Origin of the sequence: Streptococcus viridans (genome assembly GCF_900636365.1) — a bacterium.
Lineage (GTDB): Bacteria > Bacillota > Bacilli > Lactobacillales > Streptococcaceae > Streptococcus > Streptococcus viridans_A.
The window spans coordinates 1,246,008-1,263,235 of the sequence record NZ_LR134266.1 but is presented as its reverse complement, the minus strand read 5'-3'; the positions used below and the strand labels follow the sequence as shown (position 1 = coordinate 1,263,235).

Here is a 17,228-nt window from a genome sequence, read left to right as displayed (position 1 = left end):
TAAGAAATAAAGCAGGCTTAGGCCTGTTTTTTGTACTTTTTAATAGGAAGATAACAAAATGCTTTGAAAGCGTTAATTTCTTTCCCAAACATGCTATAATAATAGGAGATTATGTACAGGAAAAGGATAGAGGGATGAAGGCAGAAGCAACTCCAGAACTTGAGATTGAAAGATCGGAGCAGCACAGCTTAAATAGGATGATGATATGAAAAGACAAAAAGAGTTTTCTGAACTAACCAGGGTACAAATACCAGCAGCTCTGCATTTCATGCGTATGGGCTATACCTATCTTCCTCGCAATGGAAAAGAGATTGCAGAAAGAGATCTAGATACCAACATTCTTGTATCTGTTTTTAAGAAACAATTTTTAAAATTTAACAACTACTTGTCAGAGGATGACTTTGAGAGAGAACTAGCCAATATCAAGTTGGAACTAGATCAAAACGATTTGGGACGTTCTTTCTTTAAACGTCTGCAAGGTCAGGAAGATGCCATTTATATTGACTGGGAGCATCCTGAAGCCAATACCTTCCATCTGGCGCTTGAAGTTACTTGTCAAAATGGTCAGGATGAATTTCGTCCGGATATCGTTATTTTTGTCAATGGTCTGCCTCTTTCTTATATCGAAGTGAAACAGCCCAATGCGATTCGTGATGGCAAGACTGGAATTCAGTCAGAGCAGGACAGAACCAGATACCGTTTTGAAAACCGTAAGTTCCGTCGTTTTAACAATATAACCCAGTTGATATCCTTATCTGATAACTTAGCGTATATCAGTGGACAAGGTCAGCAAAAACAGGGTTCTTATTACGGTTCAAACGCCTATTCAAAAACCAAATTTAATGCCTTCAAGGAAGAAAGAGTAGAAGATTTCCTTCATTCCCTTTCCCCTCTAACCGAGGACCAAATCGACTTTGTCCTAGAAGACATGAAGCGCTTTGCCCTCAAGTCCCAGCCAGAGTTTACAACAAACCTAAACCCTGATACACCTTGCAATGCCTTTCTGTCTTCTTTGTACCAGAAGGAACGCTTGCTCTTTATGCTTCGTTTTGGTCTTGTCTATGTCGAAGAAGAAAGCAAGGATGGACAGATGCAATTGCAGAAGCACGTCATGCGCTATCCGCAGTATTTTGCAACACGTGCTATCGAAGAAACAATCTCAAAAGGTGTCAAGAAAGGGGTTATCTGGCATACCCAAGGTTCAGGTAAGACTGCCTTGGCTTTCTTTAATATCCGCTATCTGACCAATTATTTCTCAAAAGAGGGAATCGTTCCTCAGTTTTACTTTGTCGTCGATCGTTTGGACTTGGCAGACCAGGCCTTTAAGGAATTCACCAAACGAGGCCTCAAGGTTAAGCGCATCAATAACCCACAAGAACTCAATCAAAAACAAGACGGCTATGATGTCGCAGTGGTCAATATCCAGAAGTTCAAGGATGATTCGGATCTGACAGACCGCTCTGGCTATGACCTCAATCGTCAAAATGTCTACTTTATCGATGAAGCCCACCGTTCTTACAATGAACGAGGTTCCTACCTGCCAAATCTCTATCAGGCAGATACCAAGGCCATTAAGATTGCCTTGACTGGAACCCCCTTGATCACATACAAGAAAGATGGGAAGACCAAGGAAAGTCATGCGACCACGCGTGATATCTTTGGGGATTACATCCACAAATACTATTACAACCAGTCTATCGATGACGGCTTTACCCTACGCCTGATGAGAGAAGATATCGAGACCTCCTATAAGGACAATCTCAGAACCATCAACGAAGAAATCCAACGTGGCGACCTGTCCAAGGAAGATATCTTTGCCCATCCTCACTATGTGGAGCCTATGCTAGACTTTATCATCGAGGACTTTAATCGTGCGCGTGATTTGGTATTTGATGACCAGACCATCGGTGGCATGATTGTCTGTGACTCGTCCAAGCAAGCGCGTGAGCTTGAAAAGCAATTAGAAGAACGACGCAAAGCTGGCTCAACCACCTTGACTTCCGCTCTCATCCTCCATGATGAGGGAGACAAGGAAGAGAAGAAGGACAAGGTAGATGCCTACAAGGAAGGTAAAATTGACCTTATCATCGTCTATTCTATGCTCCTGACAGGTTTTGATGCACCTCGTCTCAAGCGCCTCTATCTAGGGCGCAAGATCAAGGCTCACAATCTTTTACAGACTCTAACCCGTGTCAATCGTCCTTACAAGGACTACCTCTTTGGCTATGTCATTGACTTTGCGGATATTTCCAAGGAGTTTGACAAGACCAATCGTGCCTATCTGGAAGAACTCAATCAAGAGTATGATACGGCGCTAACAGGAGAAAACGGTGAGGATGTTTTTGGCTCCCTCTTTGTGTCAGCAGATGAGATTTCTCAAGAGTTGAGCAAGACTGAGCATATCCTCATCGACTATCCAACGGACAATCTAGAATACTTCTCCCAAGCTATCAATGATATCAAGGATAAGAAGCAGTTAATTGATCTTCGCAAGGCCTTGGAGTCTATCAAGCAGTACTACAATATCGCTCGTCTCCTCGGCTACGACCACCTGCTCCAGCAGATTGACATTGCCCAGATTGCAACCCTGCTCAATATCCTCTCTAGACGGATGCTGACACTGTCTCTGATAGATAAACCAGATGACTTCTCCAGTCGGACGCTCTTAAATCTTGCCATGTCTGAGACTAGCTTTAGTTTTGTTAAGATTGCAGAAGAAGAACTTCGTCTAGCAGCCAATGATCTAGAAGATTTGAAACGAAGAGTGGCAAGCGGCATTAAAAAACAACGTGATGAAAAGGATCCTGAGTGGGTCTCTCTCTACGAAGAATTCCAACGTATCATGAAAAAACACCTGATCCATGGCCAAGAAGGCTTTACCATGGAGAATATCAAAGAAACCCAAAAAGACTATGAAGAACTCTTTAAGTCCGTAGAGGATTATCATACTCGTATGAGACGCTTGACCATGAACTTTAACGGAGATGAGATGGCAGCTCGTTCCTACAAACACGTGACTAACTCGACTATGGTCAGTGATTATCCTGCTATTTACCATGTCATCAAGGGTTCTAAAGTTAGACTGGACCGTAAAATCGGTCAAAACCAAGGAGTGCTCGATAACGAGGACTTTCTCAAGAAAATGATTCGAGAAGAAGCTCGGATTGAAATGAAAACCAACCAATCTGCAAGTGCTTTGACAAGAGAAGATTTTAACTATATCGTCGAGTCACTATTTGAAGGATATGAAGAGGAATACCAACACTAATGAATGAAACATACAAAGTCCAAGTCCAAGGCTTGGTAGATGATTTGAAAGCTGTCTTTACTCACGCGGGACTAGGAGGAGAAGCGGGTGAGTACAAACTCCTCACACAGTCTTTCCTCTATAAATTTTTAAACGACAAGTTTTTGTATCAAGCCAAGGTCCTAGATGAGTCTAACACCTATGAAAACTTATTGTCTATGAGTGAGGAAGACTACGACTGGCTCTTGGAGGATATCGGTACTAGCACGGCTTGGCTCAAGCCAGACCAGTTGATCGAGACCCTCCACCGTCAGCAAAATGAACCAACTTTTTACGAGATTTTTGAGAATACCCTCAACCAAATCGCCATTGACAATAATGATATCTTCTCTGTGCATACAGACGGCGATACAACTGTTCGTCTCTTTACTGAGCGCCTGATTACCGATAACATCTCAGATAGCAGTAAGCGCAACGAGGTGGCAAAATCCATCATCAATCTGCTTGCACGCGTCAAGTTTGATGAAGCTATTTTTTCCCAAGGTTTCGACTTTTTCTCTACCCTCTTTGAGTACATGATCAAGGACTACAACAAAGACGGTGGGGGGACCTATGCTGAGTACTACACACCTCACTCAGTAGCCAAGATTATCGCCGATATCTTGGTGGGAAATGACCAGCCGTCAAACGTGCGTATCTATGACCCATCAGCAGGTTCGGGTACCTTGCTTATGAATCTGGCTAGTCGTATTGGTGTGGAAAAAACTACAGTTTATAGCCAGGATATCTCGCAAAAATCGTCTAATCTCCTCCGTCTTAATCTGATCTTGAATGGACTGCAACACTCCATCCATAATATCGTTGAAGGAAATACCATTTTGCGGAATCGTCATCCTGAAAAGATGGACTATATCGTGTCGAACCCTCCTTTCAAGCTGGACTTTTCAGAGTGGCGTGACCAAGTGGAGACCTTGCCGGAAGCCAGTGAGCGTTTCTTTGCAGGTGTGCCAAAGGTTCCAGCCAAGTCTAAGGACAAGATGGCGATTTATGAGCTCTTTGTTCAGCATATTATCTACTCCTTGAAGCCAGACGGTCAAGCGGCTGTTGTCTTACCTACAGGGTTTATCACAGCCCAGTCAGGGATTGACAAGACCATTCGTCAACACTTGGTGGATAATCAAATGCTGGCTGGTGTTGTCTCTATGCCGTCCAATATCTTTGCGACGACAGGTACCAATGTCTCTATCCTCTTTATCGATAAGAAAAACAAGGGCGATGTCGTCCTCATCGATGCATCAAACCTAGGAACCAAGGTCAAGGAAGGCAAGAACCAAAAGACTGTACTCTCTCCTGAGGAAGAACAGAAAATCGTCGAGACCTTTATCAAGAAAGAAGCCGTCGAGGACTTTTCTGTTACTGTCTCTTATGAGGACATCAAGGAGAAAAACTACTCTCTCAGCGCAGGTCAATACTTTGACATCAAGATCGACTATGTAGATATCTCAGCAGAAGAGTTTGAAGAAAAGATGACCGCCTTTCAAAGCAAACTCTCAGACCTCTTCCAGCAATCACATGCACTGGAGCAGGAGATTGAAGAGCAAATGAAGGGGTTGAAGTATGAGTGAGTTTAAAACCTATACTTTAGAACAACTATGTATCGTTGGTTCAAGTAAAAGAGTACATTTATCTGATTATGTTCAGCATGGAGTACCATTTTATAGAAGTAAAGAAGTGATTGAAATTTCAAGTGGTAAAAACATTTCCGAACAATTATTTATTTCTTTAGAAAAGTACTCTGAAATAAAATCAAAGTTTCCGGTCCCTCAAGAGAATGATGTACTTATCACAGCTGTAGGGACGATAGGTGAGATTTTGGTTGTAAAGGATCCGAATTTTTATTTTAAAGATGGAAATTTAATTTGGTTAAGAAATATAAATTTTGACATAATTGACGTAGATTACCTTTACTATTTTTTTAAATCTGACTTATTTCAAAAAACAATCAAATATAACAACATTGGGGCGGTACAAAAAGCTTTAACTATAGATTTTTTAAAAACTGTAAAAATAACATTACCATCATTAGATAATCAAAGAAAATTGATTTCTGTTTTAAAATCAATTGATAAAAAACTGAAAATCAACACCCAAATCAACAAAGAGCTGGAAGCCATGGCCAAGACCCTCTATGACTACTGGTTTGTGCAGTTTGATTTCCCAGACCAGAATGGCAAACCCTACAAAACATCAGGCGGAAAGATGGTCTATAACCCAGAACTTAAACGCGAAATCCCAGAGGGGTGGGGAGTGACCACATTTTCAAGCTGGATTTCAGACAATAAAACGGGAGATTGGGGGAAAGAGACTAGTCAAGGAAATTATACATTAGAGGTTGATTGTATTCGTGGTGCTGATATAAATGGCTTGTCAGGAAATGGGAAAACAGATATGCCAACACGATTTATCCTAGAAAAGAACAAAAATAAACTGTTGACAGATTTTGATATTGTTATTGAAATATCTGGAGGAAGTCCCACTCAATCTACAGGTCGTATAGTAGGTATCAGTGAAAATGTATTAAATCGATTTGATTTACCTTTAATCTGCTCAAATTTCTGTAAGGCGGTTTCACTAAAAGAACAGGAAACCTTCTATAACTTTGTATATGAATGGAAAAATCTATATGACAATGGTGTTCTATTTAGTTGGGAAGGAAAGACAAGTGGGATAAAAAACTTATTGTTTGATTCCTTTGTTACTAACTATCACATTGCGCAACCACCAATTAGTTTAATGGAACAATTTTTTGATTACGCATCTTCGGTAGATAGAAAAATACAATTATTATTAAAACAAAATCAAGAACTCACCCAACTTCGCGACTGGCTCTTGCCAATGCTGATGAATGGACAGGTTATAATCTAATGTTTAGGAGATAAAGATATGGAAAAGAGACTAAGGTTATTTCATTTTTCTAAAGACCAATACGGAGAACCGTATTATTCACCGGGTATAATTTTTGACGATTCTTTTGAAGAATTCAGTAAAATTGTAGAAGATTTAGATTCTAGAATAATTAAATGTATTGATGATAAATATGCTAAGAACTTCAGATTTAAGAGACCTTCTTCACAGATAGTAACAAATGTATCAGAGATTTTTGAAAATGAAGAAAATTTCGATAGAAATTCAGAAGAAATTGCAGGTAAGTTTCAAGAATCAATTGGACGTAGATTTCAAAATGATTTTTATTTAGTCGTACTTACAACTGAAATTGACAATAGAGAAATTCTTTTTCTTGTTAAGATGGAGACAGGAACGGCTATTCAAGTTTCTGATGAAAATACATTAAGGACATTGGATAAGATTCTTCCAGATAAGAAATCCAGACTTCAAAAGGCTACTGTAATCTACAAAGATAATACAATCCAATTTAAAGATAATAGAGAGGAGCCAAATTCAGAAAGAACAAATATTCACTCAAGAGTATTGGATAGAACCGATGATAATATATCGGGGTATTACTTCAAAGTATTTTTGGATAGTGACAACGTTATAGATGATGAAGATTCAGCAGCTAGAATGGCTATACAAGCGATTGAAACTATCGTTAAACCATACATAAAGTCTGAAGTGAGTCCAGAAATTGTAAAAGAAAAGTTAACAAGTTTTTTATCTCAGAGAAGAGATACATCATTTGAAGGGCTGATTCAAGAGGTTAGTGATGTATTAGACTTTAATATAGAAAATAGAGAAACAGATATAGAAAAATTATCACAGGAAGCATATGATTTAGCGAAAAGAAAAAATAACACTGTTGTAGCTAGTTTCGTTGCAAAGTTATATCGTCCACCTAAAGTAACATATGTAGCTCAGGGAGATGAACAACAAATTAAAATAAGCTTTCTTAAAAGTCTAGAGAGTCATAGAGATGTTTATTGGGATGATGACGACGACGGTTTTTACGTTTTAAAAATTAACAAAGAAGTAATTACTCTGATTGAGAGGTGATTACATTGATTAAAGAACTTATTAAATATATTGACGCTTTCAATGATGTTGTCGGACGTATTAATATTGATTATAAAGAAAATAAGTTTATCTACATTTTAGAGTTTGAAATTTCAGAGAAAGAGTTAGATAGTTTTAAGGAAAAGATCAATAGTTATAAAATAAATGAACTGGATATAACTTGTAATGATTACCCATTGGAGTCCTGTAAAGAAACTAAGGAAATCAATAGGGTTGCTGTAACAATGAAGCAAAACCAATTTCCTTTAGAGAGCCAGTCATTATATTTTAGAAACAGCAATGACTTTTATACATTTGAAAAAAAGTTTTTAAAAAGTACAACATTCGAAAGGCTCAAAAATAGGAATACGAAGATAAGAATCTGGATTCCAGAAGAAGATAGTGATATATATTCGCCCGTTTTTTCAATTTGTGAAGAAAGTTTACAGATACCTGATATTTTAATTTCAAAAACGGAATTTAATCATAATATGCTTTGTGCTCTTCCTAAAATAATTTTAGATAGAAATTTTGATGAATTTAAAAGTGATACACTTGATGGCTTTCTAAGTATAGTGTCGGAAAGAAAAATATCTAGAAATGAATATATTATAAGTTTTGAAAAAAATGCTATTTTAGAAATGAATAGTATTGAAATAGATAATATAGATCTATTTGGTACACTCAATCAATTATTTGATTTTATTTTTGATGATGATAAAACTTATTATGAAAAGTTGATAATTTTTAGAAATATTTTTTCCGAATTTATCAAGCGACAAAATACAATTAGTAATATGGACTTTCAGTATATTTTAAAAGATGTACAATCCAATTATAATTTATTTATCAATGATAAATTAAAAAAGTTTATCTCTGATAAACAAAAGTTAACAGAAGATTTCTCAAAACTTCAAAAAGAGATTTTGGTTAGTATCAAAAACATTTCTAATACATTATCTCAGCAATTTTTAGTTCTAATTATAACAATATTAACTACATTTGTTTTTAAAAATTTTAATACAAGGTTAGCTATGTCACTAACAGTATATTCTGGAATATTGTATTTAATTTGTATAATTTTAGTAAATACAATAAGAGGATGGAATTTTGATTCTAAGTCTATAAAATCAGAGTGTGACGATATTGATAATAATTATAATATGTTATACAGTATAGATAAACATTTTATTAATACTTTGAAAGAATCTGATAGCTACAAAACAGAATTTAAACGGTTAGAAAAAATTGAAACTTTATATAAATGGTTAATTTACAGTCTCTTATGTAGTTTGATAGTTATACTAATTTTGATTTATAATCATAATGAATTTTATACTAAATTTACTTTCTATAAACAAGTAGTCGATTTGTTACTTCCGTAAAATTATAATAATTGCAATCTTCTCAAAAAGAACAAGATAAATCTGGGCATTTACTCTGCATATTTTATAAGGGAATTGAAAGTGGTAAGAGCTAGAACATAATGACGGATTTCTATGTTGAAATTCATGGATGTAATTAAGGATTTATATGAAAATATGATTGAAAAGTTTTTTGAAAAAATCAGAAATAGATGAAATTTAGGCCTTGCTTAATTTGGAAAATTGGTTTTACTTATGTTGAAAACTGACTTAGTGAAGGTAAAGTAGAAGTTTTAAATTTAGAAAGAGTTTTTCGATGTCAGATCAAGATATTTTAAATTTGATGCATATTCCTAGTGAACAACTTACTGATTTGGTTGGATACTCAGTTCAGTATGCATCAAATTATTTTGTAGTAAATGATAATATCGCAACAATTCGCTTTATGAGTAAGGGTGAATCAGGGTATATTGTTCCGCATTCACTAGAGCTAGGTAAGAGACCTAAAGGTGCTATTTTTTATATCAATAAAAATGATAATAATGTTATTAAAACTCAAAAAGAATCAAGTGATAAAAAGAAACGTCGTAGACTTGGAAAACCAAAAGGTTGGAATGATTTATTAAAACCTAATATAAAAAAGCTATTAAGTTTTTTCATCGAGGACATTTAATTGCCTATTCTTTGGGTGGTGATGAGGAACTTCATGGTCATCCTAATAAAGCTTTGAAATCCTTGTTTATACAAACAGCATGGAGCAATATGGGGAAAGATGTTAAGAAAAAAGGTTTTGAAAATCAATTCAGCCAGTGGCATTTTGAAGTGAAGGTAGTAAAAGAACTTAAAAAAAGTTCGGTATGCATGGCTTCTCATCCCATTTATCGAAACAAGGCTGATGTAATTCCGATTGGAGTTCACTTGCAAGCAGTGACGAAAGAAAGATCTTTATTTAACGTCTTTCTTCCAAATATCGATCCTAATATTGTAATTGATTATAAAAAATGTACTTTTAAACCGAAAAAGTAATCCTTTGCAAATGCTTTGCTTTTTGTATGTGAAAGTCATATCTTTTTAAATTAATTATTTTTCCAAGATTTATAACGACGAGCCTTCGTTCTAGTCTGATAAAATTTAAATTCTTAAAAATAAAGGAGGTCAGTAATCACTATGTGTATGAAAATTGTTGAATACAAAGACGGAATTGCTTTCCATCCAGGTCAATATATTGGAGAGCTAATTGAAGATTATCAGATTACCCAGAAAGAATTTGCGGAGAAGTTGGGGCTATCACCAAAGACGATCAGTAAATTAGTGAATGGTGAGGAATCAATTAGTAATGATATTGCTCAGAAGTTAGAGAAGCTTACTAATATTTCGATGAAAACTTGGCTTAATTTACAAGATTTATTTGATAGGAAAGTGGCGGAAGTTACACAAGAATTCTAATAATACGTCCTTTTTTATATCTTTACTAACACATCCCTCCTTAGTTTTCTAAGGAGGGTTTTCTGTCGAGTTATTTAATTTGCTTCTTTTAAAAAAGAGTGTATAATGATGTAATATAAACAGTTACAGCAAAACAAAACCGACAAGGAGATACCCATGAGCTATACCTACAATAGTAAGATTTACTTGGCAGAAGTTGCGCTCAATGTGAAGGACCTGGTGCGCCAAACCGCTTTTTACACCCAAATGTTGGGCTTGGAGATGTTGTCTCAGACGGAGGAGCAAGTCCTTCTTGGGGCTGGAGGCAAACCCTTGGTGCATCTCATCCAAACGGATCGGGCCGAAGCCGTTAAAGCTAGCTATGGTCTCTATCACATGGCCATTCTCCTACCTAGTCGGGAGGACTTGGCGGATGTCTTCAAGAATATGGCTGAGCTGAAGGTTCCCTTTGTCGGGGCTGCCGACCATGGCTACAGCGAGGCTCTCTATCTCGAAGATCCAGAGGGAAACGGCATTGAGCTCTACCGGGATAAGCCAGTGGCGGAGTGGGATATCCGTGAGGATGGTCGCATCATTGGAGTGACAGAGGAGCTATCTGCTCAAGAGATCTATGAAATGGGGCGCAAGGTGGAGCCCTTCCAGATAGCGTCCGCTACCCGCGTGGGACATATCCACCTCTCCGTTAGAGATAGCCGAGCAGGGTCCACCTTTTACCAAAAGGTGCTAGAATTCTCGGATAAGTTTACCATTCCATCCGCCAGCTGGATTGCTTCTGGAGACTACCACCATCACCTAGCAGTCAATGAGTGGGGTGGCAAGCATTTGGCTAAACGGGAAGCCCAGCTTCCTGGCCTTGCTTATTACGTCGTCCACGTAGAAAAGAAAGAAGACTTGGTTGCCATCGCAGAGAGAGCAAAAGAGCAGGAGGCCCCTGTCACTTGGTTGACCTCAAGTGAGCTCGCCTTTACAGACCCAGATGGGATTGTAACTCGTGTCAGAAAGGGTTAGAAAGCTTGATAAATTTTGGCTTATTGAGAGAAAAAAACAAATAGTAAAAATTAGTGATATTTCAAGATGTAATCTTTGACATTACATCTAGGCCGTGTATAATAGTTTTTGTAATAAATAATCTTACAACAGAAAGAGGAAACAGCTATGAAAAACATTTTATTTATCGTCGGATCCCTTCGTCAAGGATCTTTCAACCACCAAATGGCTAAGAAAGCAGAAAGCCTTCTTGAAGGAAAAGCAGATGTAACTTACTTGGACTACAAGGACATCCCTATGATGAACCAAGATTTGGAAACTCCTACCTTGCCAGCAGTGCAAGCGGCGCGTGATGCGGTCCTTGCTGCAGATGCCATCTGGATTTTCTCACCAGTTTATAACTTTGCCATTCCAGGTGTGGTAAAAAACTTGATCGACTGGCTCAGTCGTGCGCTTGACCTATCAGAAACTCGTGGCCCATCTGCACTCCAAGACAAGATCGTAACCGTCTCTTCAGTCGCTAACGCAGGACACGAGCCAATGTTTGCGGCCTACCAAGCCCTCTTACCATTCGTTCGTACCCAAGTAGTGGGTGACTTCACAGGAACGACCGTTAACCCAGAAGCCTGGGCAACAGGTGAATTGGTCTTGACAGACGAAGCCATCGCAGGATTGGAAAAACAAGCCCAAGCCTTGTTGGAAGCATAATAAAAGCTGAAACTGAGGTTCCAGCTTAGATTTCAGAATAAAAAATTTCTAGATGATTCTTCCACATAATGACTTCTGTTTTTTTCATTTAGGAAGATCTAAAAACTTTCCGCTGTGAGAAAGTGCCTGAAACGCATTTGTTTCAGGCACTCGGGAGTTTTGGAACCTTGGGTCCAAAACTAAGTCATGGAACTTCTTCGAAGTTCGCTGACGTCCGTACTCACCTAAGGAAAGTTTTTTAGAGGATTAAATCTTCAAATTTAGCTGAGACAGAAGTCTCAGCCTTTTTTAAATACTAAACAATTGTCCAAAGAGATAGGTAACCCCCATAGTCAGTAGTCCGATGATCAAGTTACGGATCATGGCTTGCTTGGTTGGTGCTTTTCCTAGCTTGGCACTGGTGTAGCCGGTAAAGAGAAGGGAAAGGGCCACGATGATCACCGTTGCTGGGATCCGGATTTCTTTTGGAAAGAGAAGAATGGACAGCACAGGTGGAAGAGAGCCGAGGACAAAAGCAACAAAGCTAGAGATGGCTGCATGCCATGGATTGGTAAACTCTTCAAACTCCAGGCCATACTTTTCTTCCACTAGGGCCTTGAGAGGATGTCTGAGAAAGGCCCGCTCTGTCATGATTTGAGCAGCCGTTTCGCATTCCCCATTTTGGATATAGGCCGCATAGAGGGAATCGCGGGCGGCTTTTGGATCCCGGTCCAGAAGGGCTTGCTCCCGACTCACAGCAGCTTCTTCTGTATCCTTTTGGGTCGATACAGAGACGTATTCACCACCCGCCATAGAGAAGGCACCAGCTAGAATTGCAGAGAGACCAGAGAGAAAGATGATCCAGAGGTTACTGGTCGCACTGGCAACCCCGATAACAACTCCAGCGATTGAGATAATGCCATCATTGGCACCCAGCACTCCAGCCCGTAAGATATTTAAGCGATCGTTAAATGAAGCATCAATGCCATGTTTTGTTTCAGTCATACTTGTCTCCTGATTTCTTATTTAGAATGATTATAATTAAAATTAATTAGTTTAGCAAGTTTTTTGTCCTAAATGATAAAAGTCCGACAATTTAAGAAATGACTATAGAGGATAGAAGGCCTATCTCATCTTAAAAAATGTACCGTCAGCAGAAGGAGCTAAGATATTATAATGCTTTGACAATCGAAATAATTTTAGATATAATTCTATAAATGAATTATGAATAGGAGTCAACCATGAAAAAATTAGTCGCAAGCGGTATTACCCTTCTCTCGGTCTTGACCTTGGTCGCATGTTCGGGAAATCAAACTGCAAAACCAAAGGCTTCTTCAGAGAAGTCTTCAAGCAAGGTGGAGAAATCTTCTTCCTCTAAGAAAACATCCTCATCTAAGAAGAAATCATTTTCTTCAAAGAAATTTGAGTTGACGGATGATACAAGTAGCTCTTCCAGCCAGTCTTCATCAGGCTCTGGCGCTCAAGCAACAGCTCCAGAAGTTGTTTTGGTAACAGATCAGGAAATTGAAAATGCTAAAACAATCGGTGAAATCAAGGGACTTTATGCAAAACTAGCTGAAAATTATAAGAAGCATGCCAATGAATTGGGAGAAAAGTTGCCAAAATCTGAACAAGAATCTTACTTCAAGACCTTGGAACCTGGTATCAAGAAGATGGATGAAGAGTTGGCTTCTGTGAATGAAACACTTGCTCAATTTGGAGATGATACAACGCTATTCCCAGAAGAGCACCGTGCTGCCTTTATTGAGGCCTTCAAAGCAACTCGTGATACAATGACAAATGCTTTGGTAACTGCTTATAAGTTTGTTGGAGGTTTGAGTAGCTAATGTTCATATCTTCTCTGTGGGAACTTAGTTTCTGCAGCTATAGATTGGATCAAGATCGAAAGTAAGAAAAGAGTCAGCAGATTGCAATTTCCATCTGCTGACTCTTTTTTGCTGTCTTGCTTTGCTAGTCTTTTAAAGGCAGTCGTGCTATAATCGTACTAGCAGATTATTGAAGGAGAAATTCATGAATCAAACAGTCGAATATCTAAAAGAACTCACAGCCATCGCATCACCGACAGGCTTTACGGAAGAAGTAGCAGCATACTTGGTTAAGACTTTGACAGAGATGGGCTACAGTCCGATCCGGACGGCTAAGGGGGGTGTGACCGTTGTCCTCAAGGGGGAAAATGACGAGCAACACCGCTACATCACAGCCCATGTGGATACGCTTGGAGCGATCGTACGGGCAGTTAAGCCAGATGGTCGTCTCAAACTGGATCGCATCGGGGGCTTCCCTTGGAACATGATTGAAGGGGAAAACTGTACCGTCCATGTGGCCAATACAGGAAAGACTCATTCGGGTACTATCCTTGTCCACCAAACCTCTTGCCATGTCTACAAGGATGCGGGAACTGTGGAACGGACCCAGGACAATATGGAAGTGCGCTTGGATGAAAAAGTGACCAATGAAAAAGAAACGCGTGACTTGGGGATCGAAGTGGGAGACTTTATCAGCTTTGATGCTCGGACTATTGTCACGGATACAGGCTTTATCAAGTCTCGTCACTTGGATGACAAGGTTAGCGCTGCTATCTTGCTCAACCTCCTCCGCATCTACAAAGAAGAAGGCGTGACCCTTCCAGTAACGACTCACTTTGCCTTTTCTGTCTTTGAAGAAGTGGGCCATGGGGCTAACTCCAGCATCCCAGCTCAAGCGGTTGAATACTTGGCAGTGGATATGGGGGCTATGGGAGATGACCAGCAGACAGACGAGTATACAGTTTCTATCTGTGTCAAAGATGCTTCTGGTCCTTACCACTATGGTTTCCGTCAGCATTTGATGGCCTTGGCCAAGGAGCAAAATATCCCTTACAAACTGGACATCTATCCTTTCTATGGATCCGATGCCTCCGCAGCTATGAGCGCAGGAGCAGAAGTCAAGCATGGTCTTCTTGGAGCAGGGATCGAGTCTAGCCATTCCTATGAGCGGACCCATGTGGATTCAGTGGTGGCGACAGAGCGCATGGTCGATGCCTATCTCAAGAGTGACTTGGTGAAATAGGCTCAGTTTTTAAGTATCACAAAAATAACATCGAATCTGCCTGGACAAGCTGTCTAGGCAGATTTTTTAGGATAAACTGTCAAAAAATTCTTGACAAGCCTAAAAAATGTAGTAAAATATGAAGTAAATCAGAAAGTAACTAGTCTAAGATTTTCAGGGAGCCTGCGGGTATTGTGAGCAGGTAGTCGGAGCTAGTGAACATTGGGCTGATTGTTTAGAGTAGGAGAAGATAACACATATTCTTCTCGGTAGGCACCCCTTATCGTGCGACTCCTTGTTAGAGGAGATAGAGATAATGGTCGCTTTCTACCCTTTTGACCATTAACTGAGGTGGTACCGTGTTAAACCCGATTTAATGCCCTCACAGAGTGTTACTCTGTGAGGTTTTTTGTATTCTTTTGAAGTTGGTCTAGTTGTTAACTTTGAAGAGTATTGAATGTGATTGGATCAGGACTTGCATCGCTTTGTCCCTAGGAAAAGAAAGGAATTCCTATGAAAAAAAATTTACCAGCTGATACCTTAACCCCCATTCTAGCCTACATGCGTGTCCAAGGTGACCATAAGGTCATCCTTGAGTCGATCCCGCGTGAGAAGGAGAACGCCCGCTTTTCTATCGTGGCCTATAATCCAGTGTTTGAGGTGGTCTATCAGGATGGGATTCTGTATGAGAACGGCAAGGTGCTGGAGCAAGATCCTTTTGACTATCTCCATCAGGTAACGGTCAAGGGACTGACGTCTGATCTTCCTTTTGCCGGTGGAGCTATCGGTTTTGCAGGCTATGATATGATCGGGGTTTACGAAGAGATTGGACGGATTCCTCAGGATACGATCGGGACACCAGACATGCATTTCTTCATCTACGAGTCCTATGTGATTTTTGACCACAAGAAGGAAAAAGTCTATGTGGTGGAGGACAATATCTATTCTGGTCGGAGCAATGATGCGGTCCGCCAATCACTGGGGCAAGTGGTGACCGATCTGCAAACCCAAGCGCCCAATGAGTTCACCCCTCAGGCCTTGCAGGCTCTGCAGTTCAGCAACCACATTGAGAAGGAAGTTTTTATGGAGATGGTGGATCAGGCCAAGAAGCTGATCCGCGAAGGCGATATGTTCCAGTGTGTCCTCAGTCAACGCTTCTCAGCAGACTTCGAGGGAGATCCCTTGGATTATTACCGAAATTTGCGCGTGACCAATCCGTCCAACTATCTTTATTTCTATGACTTTGGAGACTACCAGATCATTGGGGCCAGTCCGGAAAGCCTGGTATCTGTGAAGAAGGGAGAGGTGACGACGAATCCGATCGCCGGAACTCGACCTCGTGGAGCGACGGAAGAAGAGGACCAAGCTCTGGCTCATGAACTCCTTCACGATATCAAGGAAACTGCCGAACACCGCATGCTGGTGGATCTGGGACGCAATGATATCGGGAAAATCGCCCAAAATGGGACGGTCGAAGTGACCAAGTATATGGAAGTGGAGCATTTCCGCTATGTCATGCACCTGACCAGTGTGGTCAAGGGGCAACTCCTTCCTCACCTAACAGCCCTGGATGCCCTTAAGGCTACACTACCAGCGGGGACAGTCTCTGGTGCTCCTAAGATTCGGGCCATGCGTCGGATCTATGAGTTGGAACAGGAAAAACGGGGGGTCTATGCAGGTGCGATCGGCTACCTCTCCGCGACAGGGGACATGGACTTTGCTATTGCTATCCGGACCATGATCCTCAAAAATCAAAAGGCCTATGTCCAGGCAGGAGCAGGGATTGTCTATGACAGTGTTCCGGAGAATGAATTTTACGAGACGATTAACAAGGCAAAATCGATGACAAGAATAGGAGATGTTCAATGATTTTATTAGTGGATAATTACGATTCCTTCACCTATAATTTGGCCCAATACTTGGGAACTTTTACAGAGGTCGAAGTCTTGCGAAATGATGATGAGCGCTTGTATGAGCAGGCGGAAGTGGCAGATGCCCTCGTCTTCTCCCCAGGTCCAGGCTGGCCAGCAGATGCTGGGAAAATGGAAGCCATGATCAAGGACTTTGCAGGGAAAAAACCTATGTTAGGGATTTGCTTGGGGCATCAAGCCCTGGCGGAGACCTTTGGTGGCAAGTTGCGCTTGGCTAAGAATGTCATGCATGGCAAACAAAGCCAGATTACCTTTGAAACGCCATCTCCCATTTTCAAGGACATTGAGAATGATGTGCGCATCATGCGTTACCATTCTATCGTCGTTGACCAAATGCCAGAAGAATTTGAGGTTACGGCCATGACCACGGACGACCAAGAAATCATGGCCATTCAACACAAGAGCCTGCCCATCTACGGACTTCAGTATCATCCTGAGAGTATCGGCAGTCCAGATGGTCTAAAAATGATCGAAAATTTTGTGAAGCTGGTCCTAGACTAGACCAGC

The 17,228-nt window shown here is 40.1% G+C and carries 14 protein-coding genes and 1 pseudogene; 14 read left to right on the top strand and 1 reads right to left on the bottom strand.

Going from position 1 to position 17,228, the window contains the following annotated elements; genetic code table 11:
- The first annotated feature begins 205 nt into the window (after positions 1 to 205).
- From EL081_RS06655 to EL081_RS06610, 10 genes and pseudogenes are all read left to right on the top strand, one after another.
- Positions 206 to 3,268, top strand: coding sequence for a DEAD/DEAH box helicase family protein (locus EL081_RS06655; RefSeq protein ID WP_126404490.1), 3,063 nt, complete (start codon positions 206 to 208; stop codon positions 3,266 to 3,268).
- Positions 3,268 to 4,872, top strand: a complete 1,605-nt coding sequence (locus tag EL081_RS06650) for an HsdM family class I SAM-dependent methyltransferase (RefSeq protein ID WP_126404489.1) — start codon at positions 3,268 to 3,270, stop codon at positions 4,870 to 4,872. Before EL081_RS06655 ends, EL081_RS06650 begins: the two co-directional genes overlap by 1 nt.
- Entirely contained in the window at positions 4,865 to 6,172 is a 1,308-nt protein-coding gene (locus EL081_RS06645) for a restriction endonuclease subunit S (protein ID WP_126404488.1), read from the top strand. Before EL081_RS06650 ends, EL081_RS06645 begins: the two co-directional genes overlap by 8 nt.
- Positions 6,173 to 6,190: 18 nt before the next feature.
- A complete protein-coding gene (locus EL081_RS06640; protein ID WP_126404487.1) occupies positions 6,191 to 7,258 on the top strand; it encodes a hypothetical protein in 1,068 nt (355 codons plus the stop codon).
- On the top strand, positions 7,255 to 8,643 hold the full coding sequence (locus EL081_RS06635; RefSeq protein WP_232011390.1) for a hypothetical protein: 1,389 nt from the start codon (positions 7,255 to 7,257) through the stop codon (positions 8,641 to 8,643). The genes EL081_RS06640 and EL081_RS06635 overlap by 4 nt, the downstream gene beginning before the upstream one ends.
- A gap of 295 nt (positions 8,644 to 8,938) precedes the next feature.
- Positions 8,939 to 9,295, top strand: a complete 357-nt coding sequence (locus tag EL081_RS06630; protein ID WP_126404485.1) for a hypothetical protein — start codon at positions 8,939 to 8,941, stop codon at positions 9,293 to 9,295.
- Positions 9,296 to 9,384: 89 nt separating this feature from the next.
- Complete coding sequence (locus tag EL081_RS06625; RefSeq protein WP_126404484.1) at positions 9,385 to 9,648, top strand: hypothetical protein; 264 nt, start codon at positions 9,385 to 9,387, stop codon at positions 9,646 to 9,648.
- A gap of 141 nt (positions 9,649 to 9,789) precedes the next feature.
- Positions 9,790 to 10,062 (top strand): annotated as a pseudogene (locus EL081_RS06620) (HigA family addiction module antitoxin); the annotation flags it as partial.
- A 162-nt stretch (positions 10,063 to 10,224) separates the two neighbouring features.
- Entirely contained in the window at positions 10,225 to 11,076 is an 852-nt protein-coding gene (locus EL081_RS06615; RefSeq protein ID WP_126404482.1) for a VOC family protein, read from the top strand.
- Between the two features lie 147 nt (positions 11,077 to 11,223).
- Positions 11,224 to 11,763 carry an NADPH-dependent FMN reductase gene (locus EL081_RS06610; RefSeq protein ID WP_126404481.1) on the top strand — a complete coding sequence of 180 codons (540 nt, stop codon included), beginning with the start codon at positions 11,224 to 11,226 and terminating at the stop codon, positions 11,761 to 11,763.
- A gap of 288 nt (positions 11,764 to 12,051) precedes the next feature.
- Here EL081_RS06610 and EL081_RS06605 read toward each other — a convergent pair whose 3' ends face one another.
- Positions 12,052 to 12,747, bottom strand: a complete 696-nt coding sequence (locus tag EL081_RS06605) for a VIT1/CCC1 transporter family protein (RefSeq protein WP_126404480.1) — start codon at positions 12,745 to 12,747, stop codon at positions 12,052 to 12,054.
- Positions 12,748 to 12,983: 236 nt separating this feature from the next.
- Here EL081_RS06605 and EL081_RS06600 point away from each other — a divergent pair, with 236 nt between their 5' ends.
- From EL081_RS06600 to EL081_RS06585, 4 genes are all read left to right on the top strand, one after another.
- Positions 12,984 to 13,589, top strand: a complete 606-nt coding sequence (locus tag EL081_RS06600; protein ID WP_126404479.1) for a hypothetical protein — start codon at positions 12,984 to 12,986, stop codon at positions 13,587 to 13,589.
- 184 nt (positions 13,590 to 13,773) lie between these two features.
- A complete protein-coding gene (locus EL081_RS06595; protein ID WP_126404478.1) occupies positions 13,774 to 14,811 on the top strand; it encodes a M42 family metallopeptidase in 1,038 nt (345 codons plus the stop codon).
- 492 nt (positions 14,812 to 15,303) lie between these two features.
- A complete protein-coding gene (trpE, locus tag EL081_RS06590) occupies positions 15,304 to 16,659 on the top strand; it encodes an anthranilate synthase component I (protein WP_126404477.1) in 1,356 nt (451 codons plus the stop codon).
- A complete protein-coding gene (locus tag EL081_RS06585; protein WP_126404476.1) occupies positions 16,656 to 17,222 on the top strand; it encodes an aminodeoxychorismate/anthranilate synthase component II in 567 nt (188 codons plus the stop codon). Before trpE ends, EL081_RS06585 begins: the two co-directional genes overlap by 4 nt.
- The last annotated feature ends 6 nt before the right edge of the window (positions 17,223 to 17,228 follow it).

Bases quoted from the DNA above. Each gene is read 5' to 3' on its own strand.
- EL081_RS06600 (WP_126404479.1), top strand. From the start codon at position 12,984: ATGAAAAAATTAGTCGCAAGCGGTATTACCCTTCTCTCGGTCTTGACC.
- EL081_RS06585 (WP_126404476.1), top strand. From the start codon at position 16,656: ATGATTTTATTAGTGGATAATTACGATTCCTTCACCTATAATTTGGCC.
- EL081_RS06640 (WP_126404487.1), top strand. From the start codon at position 6,191: ATGGAAAAGAGACTAAGGTTATTTCATTTTTCTAAAGACCAATACGGA.
- EL081_RS06650 (WP_126404489.1), top strand. From the start codon at position 3,268: ATGAATGAAACATACAAAGTCCAAGTCCAAGGCTTGGTAGATGATTTG.
- EL081_RS06645 (WP_126404488.1), top strand. From the start codon at position 4,865: ATGAGTGAGTTTAAAACCTATACTTTAGAACAACTATGTATCGTTGGT.
- EL081_RS06655 (WP_126404490.1), top strand. From the start codon at position 206: ATGAAAAGACAAAAAGAGTTTTCTGAACTAACCAGGGTACAAATACCA.
- EL081_RS06615 (WP_126404482.1), top strand. From the start codon at position 10,225: ATGAGCTATACCTACAATAGTAAGATTTACTTGGCAGAAGTTGCGCTC.
- EL081_RS06630 (WP_126404485.1), top strand. From the start codon at position 8,939: ATGTCAGATCAAGATATTTTAAATTTGATGCATATTCCTAGTGAACAA.
- EL081_RS06625 (WP_126404484.1), top strand. From the start codon at position 9,385: ATGGGGAAAGATGTTAAGAAAAAAGGTTTTGAAAATCAATTCAGCCAG.
- EL081_RS06610 (WP_126404481.1), top strand. From the start codon at position 11,224: ATGAAAAACATTTTATTTATCGTCGGATCCCTTCGTCAAGGATCTTTC.
- trpE (WP_126404477.1), top strand. From the start codon at position 15,304: ATGAAAAAAAATTTACCAGCTGATACCTTAACCCCCATTCTAGCCTAC.
- EL081_RS06605 (WP_126404480.1), bottom strand. From the start codon at position 12,747: ATGACTGAAACAAAACATGGCATTGATGCTTCATTTAACGATCGCTTA.
- EL081_RS06595 (WP_126404478.1), top strand. From the start codon at position 13,774: ATGAATCAAACAGTCGAATATCTAAAAGAACTCACAGCCATCGCATCA.